At 44.3% G+C, this 18,190-nt stretch carries 13 protein-coding genes; 8 read left to right on the plus strand and 5 right to left on the minus strand.

Features of this window, described 5'->3' with window-relative positions; translation table 11 throughout:
* Positions 1 to 32: 32 nt before the first annotated feature.
* A complete protein-coding gene (locus tag F551_RS0100265) occupies positions 33 to 1,124 on the plus strand; it encodes a polysaccharide lyase family 7 protein (protein ID WP_018995458.1) in 1,092 nt (363 codons plus the stop codon).
* A complete protein-coding gene (locus F551_RS0100270) occupies positions 1,124 to 2,236 on the plus strand; it encodes a polysaccharide lyase family 7 protein (protein WP_018995459.1) in 1,113 nt (370 codons plus the stop codon). Before F551_RS0100265 ends, F551_RS0100270 begins: the two co-directional genes overlap by 1 nt.
* A gap of 171 nt (positions 2,237 to 2,407) precedes the next feature.
* Here F551_RS0100270 and F551_RS0100275 read toward each other — a convergent pair whose 3' ends face one another.
* Positions 2,408 to 3,160, minus strand: coding sequence for a FadR/GntR family transcriptional regulator (locus F551_RS0100275; protein ID WP_018995460.1), 753 nt, complete (start codon positions 3,158 to 3,160; stop codon positions 2,408 to 2,410).
* Between the two features lie 75 nt (positions 3,161 to 3,235).
* Positions 3,236 to 6,544, minus strand: coding sequence for a TonB-dependent receptor domain-containing protein (locus F551_RS0100280; protein ID WP_018995461.1), 3,309 nt, complete (start codon positions 6,542 to 6,544; stop codon positions 3,236 to 3,238).
* A gap of 330 nt (positions 6,545 to 6,874) precedes the next feature.
* Here F551_RS0100280 and F551_RS15975 point away from each other — a divergent pair, with 330 nt between their 5' ends.
* From F551_RS15975 to F551_RS0100315, 6 genes are all read left to right on the plus strand, one after another.
* The gene (locus tag F551_RS15975; RefSeq protein ID WP_155825676.1) at positions 6,875 to 9,082 is read left to right on the plus strand and encodes a polysaccharide lyase 6 family protein; all 2,208 of its coding nucleotides are present in this window, start codon (positions 6,875 to 6,877) and stop codon (positions 9,080 to 9,082) included.
* A complete protein-coding gene (locus F551_RS0100295; RefSeq protein WP_018995464.1) occupies positions 9,083 to 11,275 on the plus strand; it encodes a heparinase II/III domain-containing protein in 2,193 nt (730 codons plus the stop codon).
* A 45-nt stretch (positions 11,276 to 11,320) separates the two neighbouring features.
* Positions 11,321 to 12,844 (plus strand): MFS transporter, encoded by a 1,524-nt coding sequence (locus tag F551_RS0100300; RefSeq protein ID WP_018995465.1) that lies wholly within the window; start codon positions 11,321 to 11,323, stop codon positions 12,842 to 12,844.
* A 36-nt stretch (positions 12,845 to 12,880) separates the two neighbouring features.
* Entirely contained in the window at positions 12,881 to 13,633 is a 753-nt protein-coding gene (locus F551_RS0100305) for an SDR family NAD(P)-dependent oxidoreductase (protein ID WP_018995466.1), read from the plus strand.
* Between the two features lie 108 nt (positions 13,634 to 13,741).
* Positions 13,742 to 14,761, plus strand: coding sequence for a sugar kinase (locus F551_RS0100310; protein WP_018995467.1), 1,020 nt, complete (start codon positions 13,742 to 13,744; stop codon positions 14,759 to 14,761).
* 69 nt (positions 14,762 to 14,830) lie between these two features.
* Entirely contained in the window at positions 14,831 to 15,694 is an 864-nt protein-coding gene (locus F551_RS0100315) for a DUF1838 family protein (RefSeq protein WP_018995468.1), read from the plus strand.
* A 67-nt stretch (positions 15,695 to 15,761) separates the two neighbouring features.
* Here F551_RS0100315 and F551_RS0100320 read toward each other — a convergent pair whose 3' ends face one another.
* The 3 genes from F551_RS0100320 to F551_RS0100335 form a co-directional block, all read right to left on the minus strand.
* Complete coding sequence (locus tag F551_RS0100320) at positions 15,762 to 16,139, minus strand: VOC family protein (RefSeq protein WP_018995469.1); 378 nt, start codon at positions 16,137 to 16,139, stop codon at positions 15,762 to 15,764.
* A 173-nt stretch (positions 16,140 to 16,312) separates the two neighbouring features.
* Entirely contained in the window at positions 16,313 to 17,227 is a 915-nt protein-coding gene (locus F551_RS0100330) for a bile acid:sodium symporter family protein (protein ID WP_324603029.1), read from the minus strand.
* A 50-nt stretch (positions 17,228 to 17,277) separates the two neighbouring features.
* Positions 17,278 to 18,120, minus strand: a complete 843-nt coding sequence (locus tag F551_RS0100335) for a class II aldolase/adducin family protein (RefSeq protein WP_018995472.1) — start codon at positions 18,118 to 18,120, stop codon at positions 17,278 to 17,280.
* Between the last annotated feature and the right edge of the window lie 70 nt (positions 18,121 to 18,190).

Genomic DNA, 18,190 nt, shown 5'->3' on the forward strand with positions numbered 1-18,190 from the left:
ATAAAATACAATACGTTTCAGAGAGATATAAAATGAAGATGTTTGGGAGAAAGTCTTTAGTTTGTGGGGTTGCTTTGCCGCTTTTGAATACTGCGTGTGCACCGGCAACTGAGGAGGTTGTTGAGACCCCTAAAGAGATTGTAGAAAATGTTGTTGAAGAGGTCGTGTATCCGTCTTCAAAGTTTGATTTGAGTCACTGGTCTCTTACATTGCCTATCGCGGAGCGTGGTGGTCCCGGCGCTGATGTGATTATTGTGCCGGAGCTGCAAAATTATGAGCACCCAGATTATTTTTATTTGAACGATAAGGGGCATCTTGTTTTTATGAGCCCGAACAAAGCTGCGACCGAGGTTACTTCAACGAATACACGTAGTGAATTGCGGTATGAGAGTCGTGGTGCAGACTATTCGATTGCAGAAGACTCGCCGAAAAACAACTGGGCCATTGCAGCGAAAGATGATGCAGAGGAGTTTGATGCTATTGGCGGAAAGCTTGAAGCATCTCTTTATGTTGACCACGTGTCACTAAATGCCGGCTATCCAAATAAATCACCGGCGTATTCAATCGTCGTTGGTCAAATTCATGCATATCAATTCCCAACGCAGGATCACGGATATGGATGGGGGAATGAGCCGCTTAAAATCTCGTACAAAAAATGGCCAAACCATGAAAAAGGATCGGTTTTCTGGACGTATGAGCGAAACTTGGATTTTGATGATCCAGACCGTATCGACATTGAGTTTCCTGTCTGGGGGAGTTCATGGGACAGTCCGGAAGATCCGGGTGACGCAGGAATCGCATTAGGTGAAGAGTTTAGCTATACGGTAAACGTGCATGAAAACACTATGTATGTGACATTCGAGGCAGAAGGTCACCCGACGGTTGAGCATCAAGTTGATCTTTCGAAAAACTATGATGAACTGGATCACCCAAACGGATATACTGGAGACTACCTTTACTACAAAGCGGGTGGTTACAACCAGTGTAGCACGAAAAATGCGCCGACATTCCGCTACCCTGCATGCCCAGGAACAGGGGATTTAGAGCGAGACATTAAAGACGGAAACTACTCTCAAGTTACGTTTACCAATTTGGTGGTTAGTGATGCGGAGCCTGTAGATTAATGCACCTTTTTAAAGACCAAAAGGCATATGCAGTAGTTTCCGTTTTGCTCATGTCTACCTCAATCTCATCCTGCGCCACGTCGTCTGGTGTTTTGGAAGAGAATACGACCGAGATAGACGCAGGTAAAATTAGTTTGCAAAACCCGGCTGACAAGTTTGATTTAAGTCACTGGTCGATTACTTTGCCGGTCGATGATGATGAAAACGGAAAAGTTGATGTTGTCAATGAAGTTGATATTCAGTCCTTTCACCATTCTGACTACTTCTACATAGATGAAGATGGGTTCATGGTTTTCATGAGCCCTAATAAAGCATCCACAACTCCAAACTCGACAAATACTCGAAGCGAATTGCGTTTCGAAAGTCGAGGTGGGAACCTTTCAATTAAGGGAAATAATCCAAAGAATAATTTTGCGTTGGCTGCGAATGAAAATGCATCGGATTATGCTGCTGTTGGTGGAAAGTTAGAGGCGACTCTTAAGGTTGACCATGTATCTAGAAATGCGGGGTACCCAGATAAAGAACCCGCATATTCAGTCGTCATCGGGCAAATTCATGCAGGCAAGCTTAAAACGAAGGTTGATGGATTTGGTTGGGGAAATGAACCCCTCAAAATTTCTTTTAAAAAGTGGCCTGATCATGAGTACGGATCTGTTTATTGGACTTATGAGAGAAATTTGGCGGTAGATAACCCGGATCGTATCGATATCGAATATCTGGTGTGGGGGAATTCTTGGGCTGATTCAGCTACTCCAGAACTGAAAGGTATCAAGCTAGGTGAAGAATTTAGCTACACCGTAAATATTCATGAAAATACGATGTATTTGACTTTTGAGAATGAACGATTGGGAACCAAAACATTCAAAATTAATTTGTCTAATAATGTAGATGCAAATGGTGAGATTGACTCGTTGGACCACCCTAATGGGTACACAGGTGACTATCTCTATTTCAAGGCTGGTGCCTATAATCAATGTAGTACCAAAGATGCGCCAAGTTTTAGATATCCTGCGTGTCCTGGCACGGGAAATCTAGAGCAGGATATTATTGATGGAAATTACACTCAAGTTTCCTTTCGGAAACTGAGTGTGAGTGAAGCAACTCCAAATTAGTTTGATCTTGTTGGAGCTGTGGACAAATGAGGGAATCCCTTTTCCTTCATATGACTTAGGTAAGTAGTGGGCTGTGTTTTAATCTCACTACTTACCCATTTTGATTGTACTAGTTTGAGAGTGTTGGATGAAAGGGGCAACAGGCTTTGGTTTTCGTTTTGGAGAGGGCCCTTAATGTCTAACGGACGATTTAAGGAATTGTTCTCTATTGCTGGATGATCTTCGCTTTGCTTCTTCAATAGCTTGTTGTTCGGAGGCATCTAAAAGAGCTTCCAATAGTCTAGCGAAGTGCTCTCTCATAGTTTTGCGGGCTCTTTCAGGGTCGCGTGATTTAAGAGCTTCCAGAATATCGACATGTTCTTTGACGCGATGAGCTGAGTCTTCAACACAAACAGCTGCATATACTTTCTTTACGCTGTCGATCTCAGTTCTCATTCGCCAAAGGTTTTCCATAAAAAATTCATTGGCTACATTGCGTGTGGCTTTTGTTATAAGGTGATGGAAATCTCGGTCAGCTTGTTCACCATCGGCTGATTGGCCGCTGGCTTCACCCATTTTGATGATTGTGTCTTCTAGTTTGGCGATCTGCTCATCAGTGATCATGGTAGCAGCGAGCGCGGCACATTCAGATTCAAACAATAGCCGAGTTTGGGTGAGTTCGAATGCGCTCATTGGTGGTAAAACTGGTTTGCCGTTGAGTGCTTGTTCAGGCTGCTTGACGTAAACCCCTGATCCAACTTTGATCTCTACGCGCCCAATGGCTTCGAGTGAAATTTCTGCTTCACGAATGACGACGCGGCTTACATTAAACTTTGTTGCTAATTCTCTTTCTCCTGGAAGACGTGTCCCCGGCGAGTATTGCCCAGAGTCAATCATCTCAAGGATTTCATTCGCAACTTTATTATATAATCTTTGTTCAGCCATCTATTTTGAATAGTTTTGAGAAATTCAGAGCTCTGCAATCTGAATTATCAAATTGCAGAGCTTCTGATTTAGTTCCTAGAACTTTCCACGAAGTCCGAAGAATACGCGTGGGCCGTAGTCGTTGACCTCATAAAGGTCGTCAGTCACGAACGCATATTGTTCTTTAGGTTGGCTGAACAGGTTGATTGCTTCTACAGAAAGCTTCAAGTTTTCAGTCAACTCATATGAGGCACGAGCTTCCCACACACCAACGTCTCCAACGAAACGAAGGCGAGTACCATCAGATGTGAATGGTTGGAAGTAATCATCACGATACTTGTAGTTAACTTGCATGTCCAGGGCACCGATTTGGTAGTAAACTTGGGCTGAAGCTGTATGTTTAGACAGTCCTGGTAGGCCTGCTGGAGCAATAATGCCTTGTGCAGTTTGGATTACAGTTCCGTCCAGTTGAGTTTGGAACGCGTCACCATAACGGCTGTCTTCAAACTCAAAGTCAGAGTCAGCATAGTTATAGCTAACTTTCACACCCAAACCACTCAAAGCACCTGGCAAGTAGCTAAAGTTATGTGTACCTGTGAATTCTAGACCCCAGAGAGTGCTTGTTTCTTCGCTTGTTTGTTGCACGCTAACTGGGAAAACAACTTCAGTTCCACCAAAATTGTATGTCTCGTTTTGAATGACGTTAGCAAATCCACCTTGGAAGTCTTTGTAGTAAAGACCGAAAGCTAAAATTGAGTCATCGTTTGGATACCATTCAGCACTTGCATCATAGTTCCAAGATTCAAGTGGGTCGAAACTAGGGTTACCATTGGCAACAATACTTGTGATTAGTTCTTCTGGTGATGATGCTACATCATCATCATCTGTGCCAACTGTATTAATTGTGCGGCTGAAGCCCATGTCAGCTGGATCAGGACGAGAAATCGCTTTGAAAACACCAAAACGAAGCAGCACATCGTCTCTTGGCTCCAAAATCGCTGTCGCGCTTGGGAGCACGCTAGTGTAGTCGTGAGATTCAGATACAAAAGCACTGTCACCAATTTCTAGCGAGAATTCTCCGCCAGATTCATTGATGGTCAAAGAAGGTCTATAGCTTGTAGATTCAACTTCAGTCTGGACAACACGAACACCAAAGTTACCTGAGACTGGCATGCCGCCAAGCTCTGTTTCATATCCTGACATTGCGTAGAATGAAGTTGTTGTTTCTTCAACATCTATAGTGCGGCTGCTTTCTTCGATGAGCGCTGGAATTCCAGCAGAGAAGGCACCTAGGGCTTCGCTGAAGCTTGCTTCTTCTGCATCTGGGTTTGTCAAGTACGCGTTGATGTCCCCGAGAATAGCATTCAATGAGTTTACAGAAGTGTTTGCTACACATTCTGCATCAAATGTTCCCCAAGAATTTGTGGAGCTAAGCACAGTTCCATCATCGTCAATGTTGGTTACTAGTGCACCATTGCTGACACTGCTTAAGAAGCTGTCTTCTGGGAAGGTTGTACGACAAGCTTCGTTTGTTGAACCAATAATGCCAACGATGCTGTCTTGCAATGCGTTGAATTGGTCTTCCAAAACGCCGTCGTCATTTGAGTCGTCAATAACTTCGCGGTTGTTGACTGTAAGCTCACCATCGTTCTCAATTTCAAAAGAGAAGCGTCCAGAAGTAACTGCTAGTGGGTTACCTGAATCTGCTCCACCCGGTAAATCAAGGTAGTTTTGCTTGGCATATCTTACACCAGCTTCAAATGTCGTTAGCACACCGTAATCGACATCATATTTAACATCAAAACGTCCTGAATCGATCGTGTTTTCACGGTATAGGTCATTGTCGATGCGAACACGCAAACGGTCTACGTAATTGTCGTGATCGTTAACGTCGAATTCTTCATCCAAAAGCGTGTAAACCGGCACTTGGCCCTGTGTTTCATCATAAACGATGACAGGTGAAATGTCAGATTGAATGCGGAATTCTTGGTTGTTTTCTGTACGTTCAGTTTTTGAGCGTGCAAAGTCTGCAGATAGTGAAAGGCGATCTGAAACTTCATAAGCTACGTTAAGGCCGACACCGAGATAGTTTTCAACACGCTCGTAATTACCACCCTGGACTTCAATAGTGTTGTCGGTAACTTGGTAATAAATTGCACCACTGTCAGTGTACCCAAGAGTATCTAGTGTTGTTGCGCTAGAGTCTCCACCGATACCTTGAAGGTTCAAGCTGGTGTCATTGCGACGGAAGCCATTGAATGTTAGATCGTTACGGAGTTCTGCTTGAGAGCGTTCGGAATACTGAGCGTCAAGATTGATATCTAGACGGTCGTTGGGCTGCCATTGGAAGGCACCAAATACAGCATCGCGTGTGTCATGCGTGTCATTTTGACGGTAGTGGCGTTGAGAAGGTGCAAATACAAAAGGTACACCTGCATCGATTGCTTGACCTGTAGCTGGATCGATAGATGTATCAACACCTTCAGTGTCGGAGCCACGAGTATCTAAGTTTTCAGCATTTCTGCGGTCATTGAAGTCATCACAGTCATCATCACCACGGTCAGTTGTTTCTGGGTTCGTTGAAAAACCAGTAAATGTTCCGCCATTTGTTTGGTCTGTGAATTGTGCCAAGCCATCAGAAATTAGACATGCTGGACGCGAGTTACTGGTTGGACCTGTAGAGCGGCTTTCTGCTTCTGGCTGAGAGATGTCGCTGCGTTGAACACCAAGTGATACCCCAAAAGCACCGATACCGGTCTCAAATTGGTCAACATATGATACAGTTCCACGATATCCGATGTCGCCAGCTGTTGTGCCGTCTTGGTTGAGCTGATCTGGATTGACGTTACCTTTTAAATCAAACTGGAAACGGCGCTTTCCAAACTCTAGAGGTTTAAGTGTTTCAAGTTGGATTTGTCCAGCAACTCCACCTTCAATTTGGCTTGCGTCTTGAGTTTTGAAGATCGCAAGCTTGTTCATCAACTCAGATGGGAATTGCGAAAAGTTTACGGAGCGATCTCCTGAACCGTTTGTTGTTGCACGGCCATTTACAACAGTAGAAGAAAGGTAGGGGCCTAGTCCACGAATTGAGATTTCGGTCGCGCCACCATTTTCTCTGTGGGAGGCAGCACCTGTAATGTTTTCAAGAGCCTCACCAATTGAAAGTGCAGGTAGATCACCGATTTCTTCTGCAGATAAACCATCTACAATCTGCGTGCTACTTCTTTTTAAGTCGATTGAGTTTTGAATAGTCGCGCGTGAGCCGGTTACAACTATCGTGTCGAGTTTTTTTGCTTCTTCTGTTTCGGTTTCTTGAGCTAACGCAGTGGTGCCGAGAGACAATGTGGCGGAGCTGAGTAGCGCAATTTTAAACAGGCGTGATTTTGAGTTTGGGTTGTTAGCCATGACCTTTTGAAATTCTCCCTTGAATCCTGTGGACCGCCATTTGCTTTGTTTTTTTGTTGGCGTAGGTAAAGGAAGAACCAATAAGCAAAATGTGTCAACCAATTGGTATGCGATTACGCATGAATTGGTATGCTAAAGTTGGGATTATCCAAAATATGTAGCGAAAATGTCACAAATACCGGATGAAATAGAGGCGAATTGGGGCTTTTGATAAAATAGGCCGCAAATTGGTAGGTCAAATTGGTTGACAAATTTGACTGTAGAGATACTGTCCTCAAATTCAAAAATAAGAATAAGCAAAAAAAGTTGTTGAGTCGGGAGGTTTGAGAAGTGAAGCATAGGTTTTTTCTAGTGACGGTGAGTGCTTTAGCGCTTGTTGCGTGTTCATCTCAAACCAACTCTGCAGGAGAAAACGCGTCAAGCAATACGCAAGTATCAGGTGAGCAAAGTGCACATAAAGAAGTGCTGGTTGCTGATGAAGCGCAATTTGAAAAAGCTGTAAAAGACGCGCAGCCAGGCGATGTAATTGTCTTAGCAAATGGTGAATGGCGCGATTTTGATGCAGTCTTTAAAGGTGAAGGTACAAAAGAAGCACCTATTACTCTGAAGGCGGAAACTGAAGGAGGGGTAGCCCTCACTGGTCAGTCCAGTTTGCGCTTAGGTGGTGAATATCTTGAAGTGTCGGGCCTTGTTTTTCAGGATGGGTTTACGGCACGAAATGAAGTTATCAGTTTTCGTGTAGATGAAGAAAATTTAGCTCATAATTCTCGTGTGTCTAACACGGTCATCAAAAATTATAGTAATCCTGATCGAACGCAGCGCGATACCTGGGTGGCGATGTATGGAAAGAATAATGAGTTCAATCACAATCATCTTGAAGGAAAGTTGAATTCAGGTCCGACGATGATTATCCGTTTGAATACGGAAGAGAGTCAGGAAAACAACCATTTTGTACACCATAATTATTTTGGTCCGCGCCCAGTGCTTGGGTCAAACGGTGGTGAGACTTTCCGCATTGGAACCAGTCATTATTCGCTGACGAACTCTAATTCTCGTGTCGAGCACAATTATTTTGATCGTTGCAGCGGCGAAGTAGAAATTATTTCCAATAAATCTGGTGGCAATACCTACCGCAACAACACTTTTTTCTCTTCTCGTGGAACACTTACACTGCGTCACGGAAATGGAACTACAGTCGAAAACAATCTCTTTGATGGTAATGGTGCGCCATTTACGGGTGGTGTGCGTGTGATTAATGCGCGTCAATCAATCAAGAATAATTATTTCAAAGATCTTACAGGAGAGCGTTTCTCCGGTGGTCTTGTGGTTATGAATGGTGTGCCTAATTCTCCGATCAATAGGTATCATCAGGTCGATGGTGCTGCGATAGAGGGTAATGTATTCGAAAACATTGTGGCGATTGAGTTGGGGGAGGGGAGTGATACTGAGCGCTCTGCGGTTCCAATTAATTCGACTTTTAAAAACAACGTCTTACTGAATGAAAAAGAAGCTCCTTTCACATTACATGATGATATGAGTGGTATTGAATTTTCAGGGAATAAGGCAAACCAAGCTCCTCCCGAGGCGCTATCTTCTGGGTTCGAGGTTTCACCCGGCCTCACTCAGGAGGTGGATGCCTCGAAGTATGGGGTCGCCAAAGAAGAGACCGGTGTACGCTGGTTTCCGAAAGCTGACGCTGGAGATTTGTTTGATACTGGATCTGATGTTGTTGTCTCGCCAGGCGAAAATGCGATTTCTGATGCTTTGAAATCAGCGAAAGCTGGGGATCGCTTAATTCTGGAAGCAGGTGACTACAAAGAGTCAAAGATTGTAGACCTGAAAATTCCGGTGACAATCTCGGCTAAAGATGGCGTTGAAGTGAACCTATCTTTTGAACGTAAAAACATGTTTGTGTTTTCAAAAGATGCAGCTCTCAAGCTTGAGGGTGTATCTGTTACTGGTAAGCAAGCACCGGATAATGTGGGTAATAGCTTTATTACAACAACGTCCGTTGAAGGCGCACGCAATCATGTCCTTGTAATAAAAAATTCTAATTTTAAAGACTTTGTGGTGAACCGTAGCTTCTCAATCGTGAGTGCTGCAAAAGGAACATTGTTCAAGAAAATCAAGATTGAAGATTCTTCTTTCTCGAACATTTCTGGATCAGTTGTGAAGCTGAATGGCGAAACAGATGATTATGGAATGTACAATGTTGAAACTTTAAAAGTTTCTGGTTCTAAATTTTCAGATATTCAGGGGCCAGCTCTAAACGTTTATCGTGGTGGTCGTGATGAAAGTACGTTTGGTCCTTTTGTTTGGGTAAAAGATTCAGAGTTCGTGAATGCCGCATCATCTGGTGGGCCTTCAGTGCTATTCCACGGTGTGCAAGTTTTGAAAATTGAAGGCAATTCAATTGAGAAATCAGAGCCATTTAAATTTATCATCACAACCGGCAAACCAGCACCCGTCGTTGAGGGGAATTCTCTAAACGGTGATGTCGCTGCAACGGTCCTAACAATAGAGGACTTGCGTAAGTAAATGTCTCAGTTGCGCATCAATTCACTACTTAAATTCGGTTTGGCTTCCACGGCCATTGGATTAGTGTCTGGTTGTCAGACTTTGGGGGTGGAAAAAACACAATCCGAGTCTGTATCAACAGAAGTGTCTAAAATTCAAGTCGCACAAGAATTGTCAAAATTCGATCTGCAAATGCAAGCATTGGAAACTAGCCTTGCAAAGCGGATGGAAAAGGGTGTGCCAGTGCCTGTGCCTGTCGATGCCGGTGGTGGGGTTGTTCATGAGCAGCATAAGGCAAATGGTAAGACCATTTATGAAGCTGGTATGTTGTATCAAGCAAATGGTGATGCAAAATACCGTGATTTCGCACGTGACATTCTTCTAGATTATGCGGAACTTTATCCAACACTCGGGCTTCACCCAGAGCACAAAAAATCGACTGCTGGTCGTTTGTTCTGGCAAGGACTGAACGAAGCTGTTTGGCTTGTTTATGTTATTCAAGGATACGAAACATTTCACGATGAGTTGAGTGAAGAAGATCGCTCAAAGATCGAAGAGGGTGTACTGAACCCTATGGCAGATTTCTTATCTGAAGGTTCGCCGCAGACATTCGATCGAATTCATAATCACGGTACTTGGGCAGCGGCAGCTGTGGGCATGACGGGTTATGTGTTGGACCAGCAAGAACGTGTTGAGAAATCTCTATACGGTTTGAAGCAAGATGGTGAAGCCGGCTTCCTAAAGCAGTTGGACCTACTTTTCTCTCCGGATGGATATTATGCTGAAGGCCCTTATTATCAGCGCTATGCGTTGATGCCGTTTGTATTGTTCTCACAAGCAATTGAGAAAAATGAGCCTGAACGTAAGATCTTTGAATATCGTGACGAAATTGTACTAAAGGCAATCACATCGACCGTTCAACAAAGTTATGCTGGACGTTTCTTCCCAATTAATGATGCAATCCGCGAAAAAGGATTGAACACTGTTGAGCTGAAATATGGTTTAGCGATTGCGTATGATCTTACAAAAGATCCAACCCTATTAGGGGCAGTGCAGCTTCAGAAAGACGTGGTTCCTACGCCTGAAGGCCGCGCTCTACTTGATGATATTGAAGCTGGAAAAGCGAAGCCATTTAAATTTCAGTCTCAAATGTTCCGTGATGGGGCTTCAGGTGAAGAAGGTGCATTGCTTGTTCTTCGCTCTGGCGAACGCATAGACGATGCCGCGGCAGTAATGAAAGCGACGACCCAAGGGTTGGGCCATGGTCACTTTGATAAACTGGGCATGCTCTATTACGACAATGGATATGAAGTCGTAGCTGATTATGGTGCGGTACGTTTCCACAACATTGTCTCTAAGTTTGGTGGGCGCTACCTTCCAGAGAACAACTCTTGGGCAAAAGCCTCTATCGCGCACAATACGCTCGTTGTGGATGAAGAAAATCACTATGGCGGTGATTGGAGGCATTCTCAAAAATTCAGTCCTGAGGTGCTTTTCTTTGGAAAAATCAATGGCGCTCAAGTAACTGCTGCTGAAGTTGACACAGCTTATGAAGGCGTGAACCTACAGCGTGTGTTTGTGATGGTGCCGCGCGGGGAAGGTGAACAGCCTTACTTTATTGATATCATGCGCGGCATGAGTGAAGAGGGGCACCAATATGACCTGCCTGTTCACTACAAAGGTGATTTGATTGAGACTTCTTTCGCCGTTTCGTTTGAAACGGAAAGCATATCGGCGCTTGGTGGCGCAAATGGATATCAACACCTATGGCAATCAGGTGCTTCTGAAGAACTCAGCGGAATGCAAGACGTATCGCTACGTTTGGGGGATTCATTTCAGACACTGACATTTGCATCTGATGCTCCTTTTCAGGCTGTTTTCACAGAGCTTGGAGCAAATGACCCAGACAATAATTTGCGTCCTGATCAAGGCATGGTTTTGCGAACTGCCTCTGATAGTGTGAGTTTTGTCTCTGTATATGAACGCAATGGATATTATGATTTTGATGATGAAGTTGCTGAGTTCGAGGGCTCTTCAATTGAATCGATCGAAATTTCAAATATCGACGATGCGGCTGTATTCAAAATTTCGACCGAGAGCTGCGAGACTATTACAGTATTGATTGCAGACGATACTTCGGCAGAAGCAAATCACAAAATTACTTTGTCCGACCAAGAGATCGAATGGAACGGAGCTGTTCATGTGCTGCGTTAAGTCCATCAATAACAATAATTATATAGAGGAGGCGGAGGCTGCATCATGAAAATCTCCGGATTAAGATGGTGGGTTGTTGGGCTCGTCGCATTGGCGACAGTGATCAACTATATCGACCGACAAACCATCAACGTTTTATGGCCGAACATCTCGAAAGAGATGTACCCAGATGTGTTGAATGCTCAGGAATTCGGTGTTCGCTTCCCAGATGCTCACGCTGACATCTATTCAACTGATTTAGCCGTTGTGGAGCAGATCAGTGATGCTGAGAAGAAGGCAGAAGCTTTGGATGCACTACCGCGTGTAGATCTTCAAGCATTACAAGCTAGCCATCCTGCGATTTATCAGGAAATTCAGTCTGAAAAACACTATGAGAACGAAAACGCTGCACCAGATGTGCGTAAGCAGGCTCTAGCGACTATCTCAGTAATATTCATGTTTGCCTACGCTTTTGGTCAGGCGATATTCGGTAAGATATTCGATTGGGTAGGAACGCGTATCGGTTTTGCACTTTCTATTGGTGTATGGTCGATAGCAACAGCTGCTCACGCGCTTGCAAACACAGTAATGGGCTTTGGAATTTTCCGTACTATTCTTGGTGTAGCTGAAGCTGGAAACTGGCCGGGCGCAACTAAAGCCAATGCAGAATGGTTCCCGACAAAAGAACGCGCGCTTGCGCAAGGTATTTTTAACTCAGGTGCCGCAATCGGTGGTTTGATTTCTATACCATTGATCGGTTTCCTTGCTGTGTATATGAGCTGGCAAGCTATCTTCATTCTAGTTGGTTTAATCGGTCTCTTATGGTTATTGCCATGGTGGTTTATTGTGAAAGCACCACCTGAATCACATGACTGGCTGACTGATAGTGAGCGTGAATACATTCTAACTGGCCAGAAAAACCAGGACGTTGATCAGGATGGTGATCGTGATGAAGGCTACAATCCTGGAACAGGTGAAATGCTTTCTAAGAAACAAAGTTGGGGTGTGATAATTGCCTCAGCAGCGATCGACCCAATCTGGTGGTTGTTCATTGTATGGATCCCGACATACCTATCCGAGGTCTATAACATGGATGTGAAGGGTATCGCGATCTATGGTTGGGTACCTTATGCAGGTGCTATGGTCGGTGCTTGGTTTGGTGGGTTGCTCGCTCAAAACCGCTTGAAAGCTGGTTGGTCGGTGAATGCTGCACGTAAGCTTACAATTACAATTGGGTGTCTAGTGATGTTGCCAGCACTATTGGCTATGGCAAACCCAGGTAGCCCGACTGTTGCTGTGATGATCATGGCAGCCATCCTATTCGGTTTCCAAACCGCAATCGGTAATGTTCAAACATTGGCAAGTGACTTCTTCGGCGGGAAATCTGTTGGAACTCTTGCTGGGTTTGCCGGCATGGCGGCGAAACTAGCTGCAGCAGGACTAACGTTCTGGATCCCGCAACTAACATCTGGTGAGAACTATACTCCAGTATTCGTGATTGGTGCTGCATTGGCTTTGACCGCACTGGCAGCTGTTTGGCTTCTGTGTGGTCGGATTGAACCAATCAGACCTAACGCAAAATCTTCGTAATTCATTATTTAAATTAGAAACTAAAGGACTCCCCAAATGAGACTCCAAAACAAAGTAGCAATCGTATCAGGTGGTGCACGTGACATTGGTCGTAGCATCTCAGTAAAGCTTGCAAAAGAAGGTGCTAAAGTCGTTGTAAACTATTACGACAGCATTGAAGATGGAAACACTACTATGGACGCTATTAAAGCTGTCGGTGGTGAAGCTATCCTTGTTCAAGGTGACATGACTAAAAAAACAGATGTGGACAAAGTTGTTGCTGAAACTCAAGCTGCTTTTGGTAAAGAGATTCACGTTCTTGCAAACGTAGTGGGCGGTATTGTTGCTCGTAAAATGCTTGCTGAAATGGACGAAGACTTCCTAAACTTGGTAATGCGTTTGAACGTGAACTCTACATTCTTGATGTCTCAAGCTGTTGTTCCACACATGCCTAAAGGCGGTTCTATTGTGAACTTTGCTTCTCAAGCTGCACGTGATGGCGGCGGCGGCGGGTCATGGGCATATGCTGCATCTAAAGGTGCGGTTATGACTTTCACTCGCTCATTGGCTAAAGAACTTGGACCAAAAGGTATCCGTGTTAACGCACTAAACCCAGGTCTTATCAACACAGCGTTCCACGACACTTTCTCTAAAGACGAAGTACGTGCGAAAATTGCTGGCATGACTGCACTTGGCCGTGAAGGTCACCCAGATGAAGTTGCTGATGTTGTTGCTTATCTTGCATCCGATGAGGCTTCGTTCCTCAACGGTGTAAACCTAGATGTGAATGGTGGTTTGGCTTTCTCGTAATAGCCGTCCCGGGCTACCAGTCCTAAACTTCATGACCCGCCTTTTCAGCGGGGCGGGTCATGTTTTTTTATTTGTGAACTTTCTTAGCGAAGTAGAAAGAATAGAAGAATGAGTAAAGTAGTTGTTTCGCTTGGTGAGTTGATGATGAGGCTCAAGCCGGTCGATAAACTTCGTTTGCGTCAGGCGCAATCGTTTGAAGTTTGTCATGGCGGTGGTGAAGCTAATGTCGCTGTATCACTTGCGTGTATGGGCATTGATTCCCGCTTTGTATCTGCTCTTCCTCCAACAGAATTGGGTGAGCAAGCGACGATTTTCCTTCGTGGTTATGGCGTAGATGTTTCGCAAATATCTCGTATAGAAGGACGCATGGGGCTATACTTCATGGAGGCCGGTGCAGATTATCGATCTGGCTGCGTTGTATATGACCGTGACAATAGTTCTTTCACGAATCTAGAAGCTAGTTCAATCGATTGGGATGCAGCGTTTAAAGATGCAGGCTGGTTTCACATCAGCGGTATTACACCTGCAATAAGCATTGAGACACGTGATCTGGCTGTTCAATCAGTAAAAGAGGCCAAAGCACGTGGGGTACATATTTCAGTCGATCTAAATCACCGCGAACGCTTGTGGCAATACGGTCAAAGTGCAGATCAAGTGATGCCAGAGATTGTCGAGATGGCGGACACACTGATTGCAGGGCGAGGCGATTGTCGAGCGTGTTTAGGTTTTTCTCCTGAAGGAGATGGTAGCGAAGATGGCTGGTATGAAGAATTATCAGCAGAAGCGATGCGTCGCTATCCAAACCTTGAACGTGTCGCAGTGACGATTCGCAATTCAACTTCAGCGGAACGCCATCATTGGAAAGCGCATATGCGCACGGCAACAGAATCCATTTTTTCTCGTGCGTATGACATGCAAAATGTAATTGATCGTGTGGGTACTGGTGACGCTTTCTCGGCCGGTTTTATCTACGGCTGCTTTACTGGCCGTTCTTCAGAAGACACATTAAATTTTGCTGCTGCGGCTAATTGTTTGAAACACACAATTATTGGCGATGCTAATCTTGTGTCTGCTGCTGAAATTGATGAGTTAGCTAATTCCACGACATTGGGTAGATTGCGCCGTTAAGGCTGACGAATTTACAAATTCCTCAAATGGTATATCATTTATGGGTGTGCTATTTGGAGGAGTTTGATCGTGAAGCTATTTATTGGCCTGGTTGCGCCGCTTGTTGTGATGGGATGTATGAATTCATCTGCGTCAGAGCCAACCAAAACTGAAATTGAATCTGTTCATCAGGGGGCTGAAAAGGCGTCTTATAAAGCTGCGCCTGAAGCTTTGAAAACATGGGTTGATGGCCGTGCTGGAACTGGCGAACCTGTTCACTGGATTGCAGAAGGTGGGGTTTATGAATACCCATCTGGTAAAAAACTGTTTGGTATGATTGGTTTTGATAGTTCAACGGTTATCTGGCCAGATGAAGAAGATGGAGAAATTATTCATCTTACACGTAAGACATTCGCTTACACCGATCCAGAAACAGGAAAAGTACTTACTGAGTACAATGGTAATAAAGTTGAGCCGATTGCTTATCCATATCAGATGATAACTTATCGCTTAGAAGATAATCGTATTTTCGGTGACGTAGAGCAGGGGGTAGGCGACCGTGTTCAGAAAATTGATGCGGGGGAAGGGATTCCATACGAAAAATTGGGCGATACATACATCTATAATGCTGCTGTTTTCTTGGACTTCCCGCTTCCAAATGGCTCACAATATGAAGCTTGGGAAAATTATGATTTCTTCTTTCATCCTGAAGGAAGTGTAGAAGAACCTCACCAGATGGCGTGGCAACGCTATGGGAAACTTCCCAAATGGGCAGGAGCTGGTCCAGGGATTATTCGGTTATTGTCTTGGCGTGTGGAAAATCACGATCAATTTCCAGAAGAAATTCTAGAATGGGCTAAGGAATCTAAGCCGCAATGGTTAGCGCCTCCAAAAGATGTAGAAGAAGTTCGTGCTCTACAAAAAGGAGAAGGCGGTCCTGGTTGGAGCGACTAGTACTTTGATAAATTGAAAAGAAAAGCCTCCGCTCTAAAATGAAGTGCGGAGGCTTTTTTATACTTTTTTATCCACGGTGCATGGCGCAAATTTTATTCCCTGCTGGGTCGCGTAGGTAGGCAAGGTACAAACGCAGACCACCGCCTTCGCGCCAACCAGGTGGGTCTTCGATCATCGTGCCACCTGCTTCTGCACCAGCTTTGTGCCAAGCATCTGCTTCTTCTGGGTTGGCTGCTGTAAAGCCTAGTGTCATGCCATTGCCTGGCGTTGCAGGTTGGCCGTCAATAGGCGGCGTGACCAAAAAGATGTTTCCAGCATGCATGTATACAATGCGACCTTTAGGGTCGATTACACCCGGTTTTCCTCCCAGAGCAGCAAAAAGTGCGTCATAGAAAACTTTTGATTTTTCGATGTCATTTGCACCGACCATCATGTGGCTGAACATTCAATTTTTCCCTATCTAAATGATAATTTATACCGAATAGACTTCCCTTCGAGCATGGCGTCAAACTCTTTATTTACATCACGTAGGGGCAATTTGCTCCTAATTGCATCAACTCTTACATGGGGTATTTTTATGTTGAACCGATCCTTTGGGTACTCATTTTCTTTCATGAATTAAGCGGTGTTTTGAGTAAGTCGTTTCAAGAAATAGCGCGTGAAAGCTATAGTTGGAAGTGTCACAAAATACACCGTCACAGAGTATATTCCTGATGGAAGACTCAAGGCTGAAATGCCTGTTTCAGACGACATTACGATCGAACCAATAGTGATTCCCAATGCGCTGTTTTGAACTCCGGTTTCAATGGAAAGCGTAATTTGATCAGCCGGTACAAGATTAAACAACTTTCCGATCAATACACCTACACCAAGCAATATGATGTTTAAGAGTATAAGGATGGGGCCAAGTTGCCAAAAGTTTTGAACGAAGACATCCCAATTAGCTATGATGCTTCCTAGTGCGATGATACCAAACAAAATTGCAGCAGCGAGGCTTACATATTTCTCTACTTTGAGGGCCAATCGACTAAAGTAGTTCCGGATTAGCAAGCCTAAAATGACTGGGGCTGCCGTCAGAACAAAGAGCTTTATACCTAATTGTGTTGTGTTGGTGGATATTGCGTCTTCACCCATAAAATAACCTGCGGAAATCGTAACTAATATCGGAATTGTTAAGATCGATAGTAGGCTGATTACACCTGTTAAACTGATTGATAAGGCAACTGTCCCACCAGCCATTTTTGTCATGATATTTGACATCACCCCTCCAGGGCAAAACGACAAAATCATGATTCCGACGGCGATTTCTGGCGAAGGTTTTGTAATTAGGACAAGCATTAACGCCACAAATGGCACTAAGAGTGATTGAGCAATCGCGCCCGCAATTATGGCTTTGGGAAAAGTAATAACTCTCGCGAAGTCTGAGAACTGCAAGCCTAGTCCCAACGAAAACATGATAAATGCCAAAACGAGGGGTAAGGCTTCAAATAATATAGATGCGATTTTCTTCACTCCCAAATTAAAGAAATGCACTACCTCAATTGAAGTAGTGCATTGATCTCATTTAAAGTTTTGTATTTAAATTACTTGTCGTAACCTGGGTTCGTTCTCTTTAAATGTCTAATGAGGCCGGGCCAAACAAGATTGTCCCCCATACCTTGAACGAATGCAGGGGCGCTTTGTGTTCCGACACGATCGGCCATTTCTGAAGGCTCTTCATGCAATGCTTCGGTACTTCCGACTGATTGAGCTAAAATTTGAGCCTTACATGCGTTTTCCAAGAAATACATACGTAAGAACGCAATCGCGCAATTGGGACCCAAGGACAGTGTTCCGTGGTTTCTTAGCATTAGAAGGCTTTTGGTACCCATATCGTTGACGATGCGTTCGCGCTCATCAAGGTCGAGCGCTATGCCTTCATAATCATGATAGGCAAGATCATTGAAGACCTGCATTGAAAATTGAGAATAGCGACGTAACCCGTCTTTTTGTGCAGACACCGCGATCCCATAAGGTGTGTGTAGGTGTATTACGCAACCTGCGTCTTCGCGCGCCATGTGGACTGCGCTGTGAATTGTAAAACCAGCAGGATTAATGAAATATGGTGTGTCCTGACAGATATTCCCATTCAGATCGACTTTAACCAAGCTCGTTGCGGTGATCTCTTGAAATAGGAGCCCGTATGGGTTGATCAAGAAACGTTCTTCCATTTCACCTTTTGCATTTGGTTCATCAGGCAATCGAACGGAGATGTGTGTAAACACAAGGTCTGTCCAACCATATATTGCACACAATCGATATACCGCAGCTAATTGACAACGAAGAGCCCATTCAGCCTCAGAAACTTTCCCCTGAATGCTTTCCAGGTCTTCAGGGTCAGGAATTCCAAAGCCCGGTTCAGTTTGCATTGCGTGTGGTTCTGACATTTGTGGCCTCATGCATAATGGAAATTTTCATTGTGGTTTAGTTTAGTGGAAACAGTTGAACTGAAATGTC

Source organism: Hirschia maritima DSM 19733, from assembly GCF_000378345.1.
Taxonomy (GTDB): Bacteria; Pseudomonadota; Alphaproteobacteria; order Caulobacterales; family Hyphomonadaceae; genus Hirschia; species Hirschia maritima.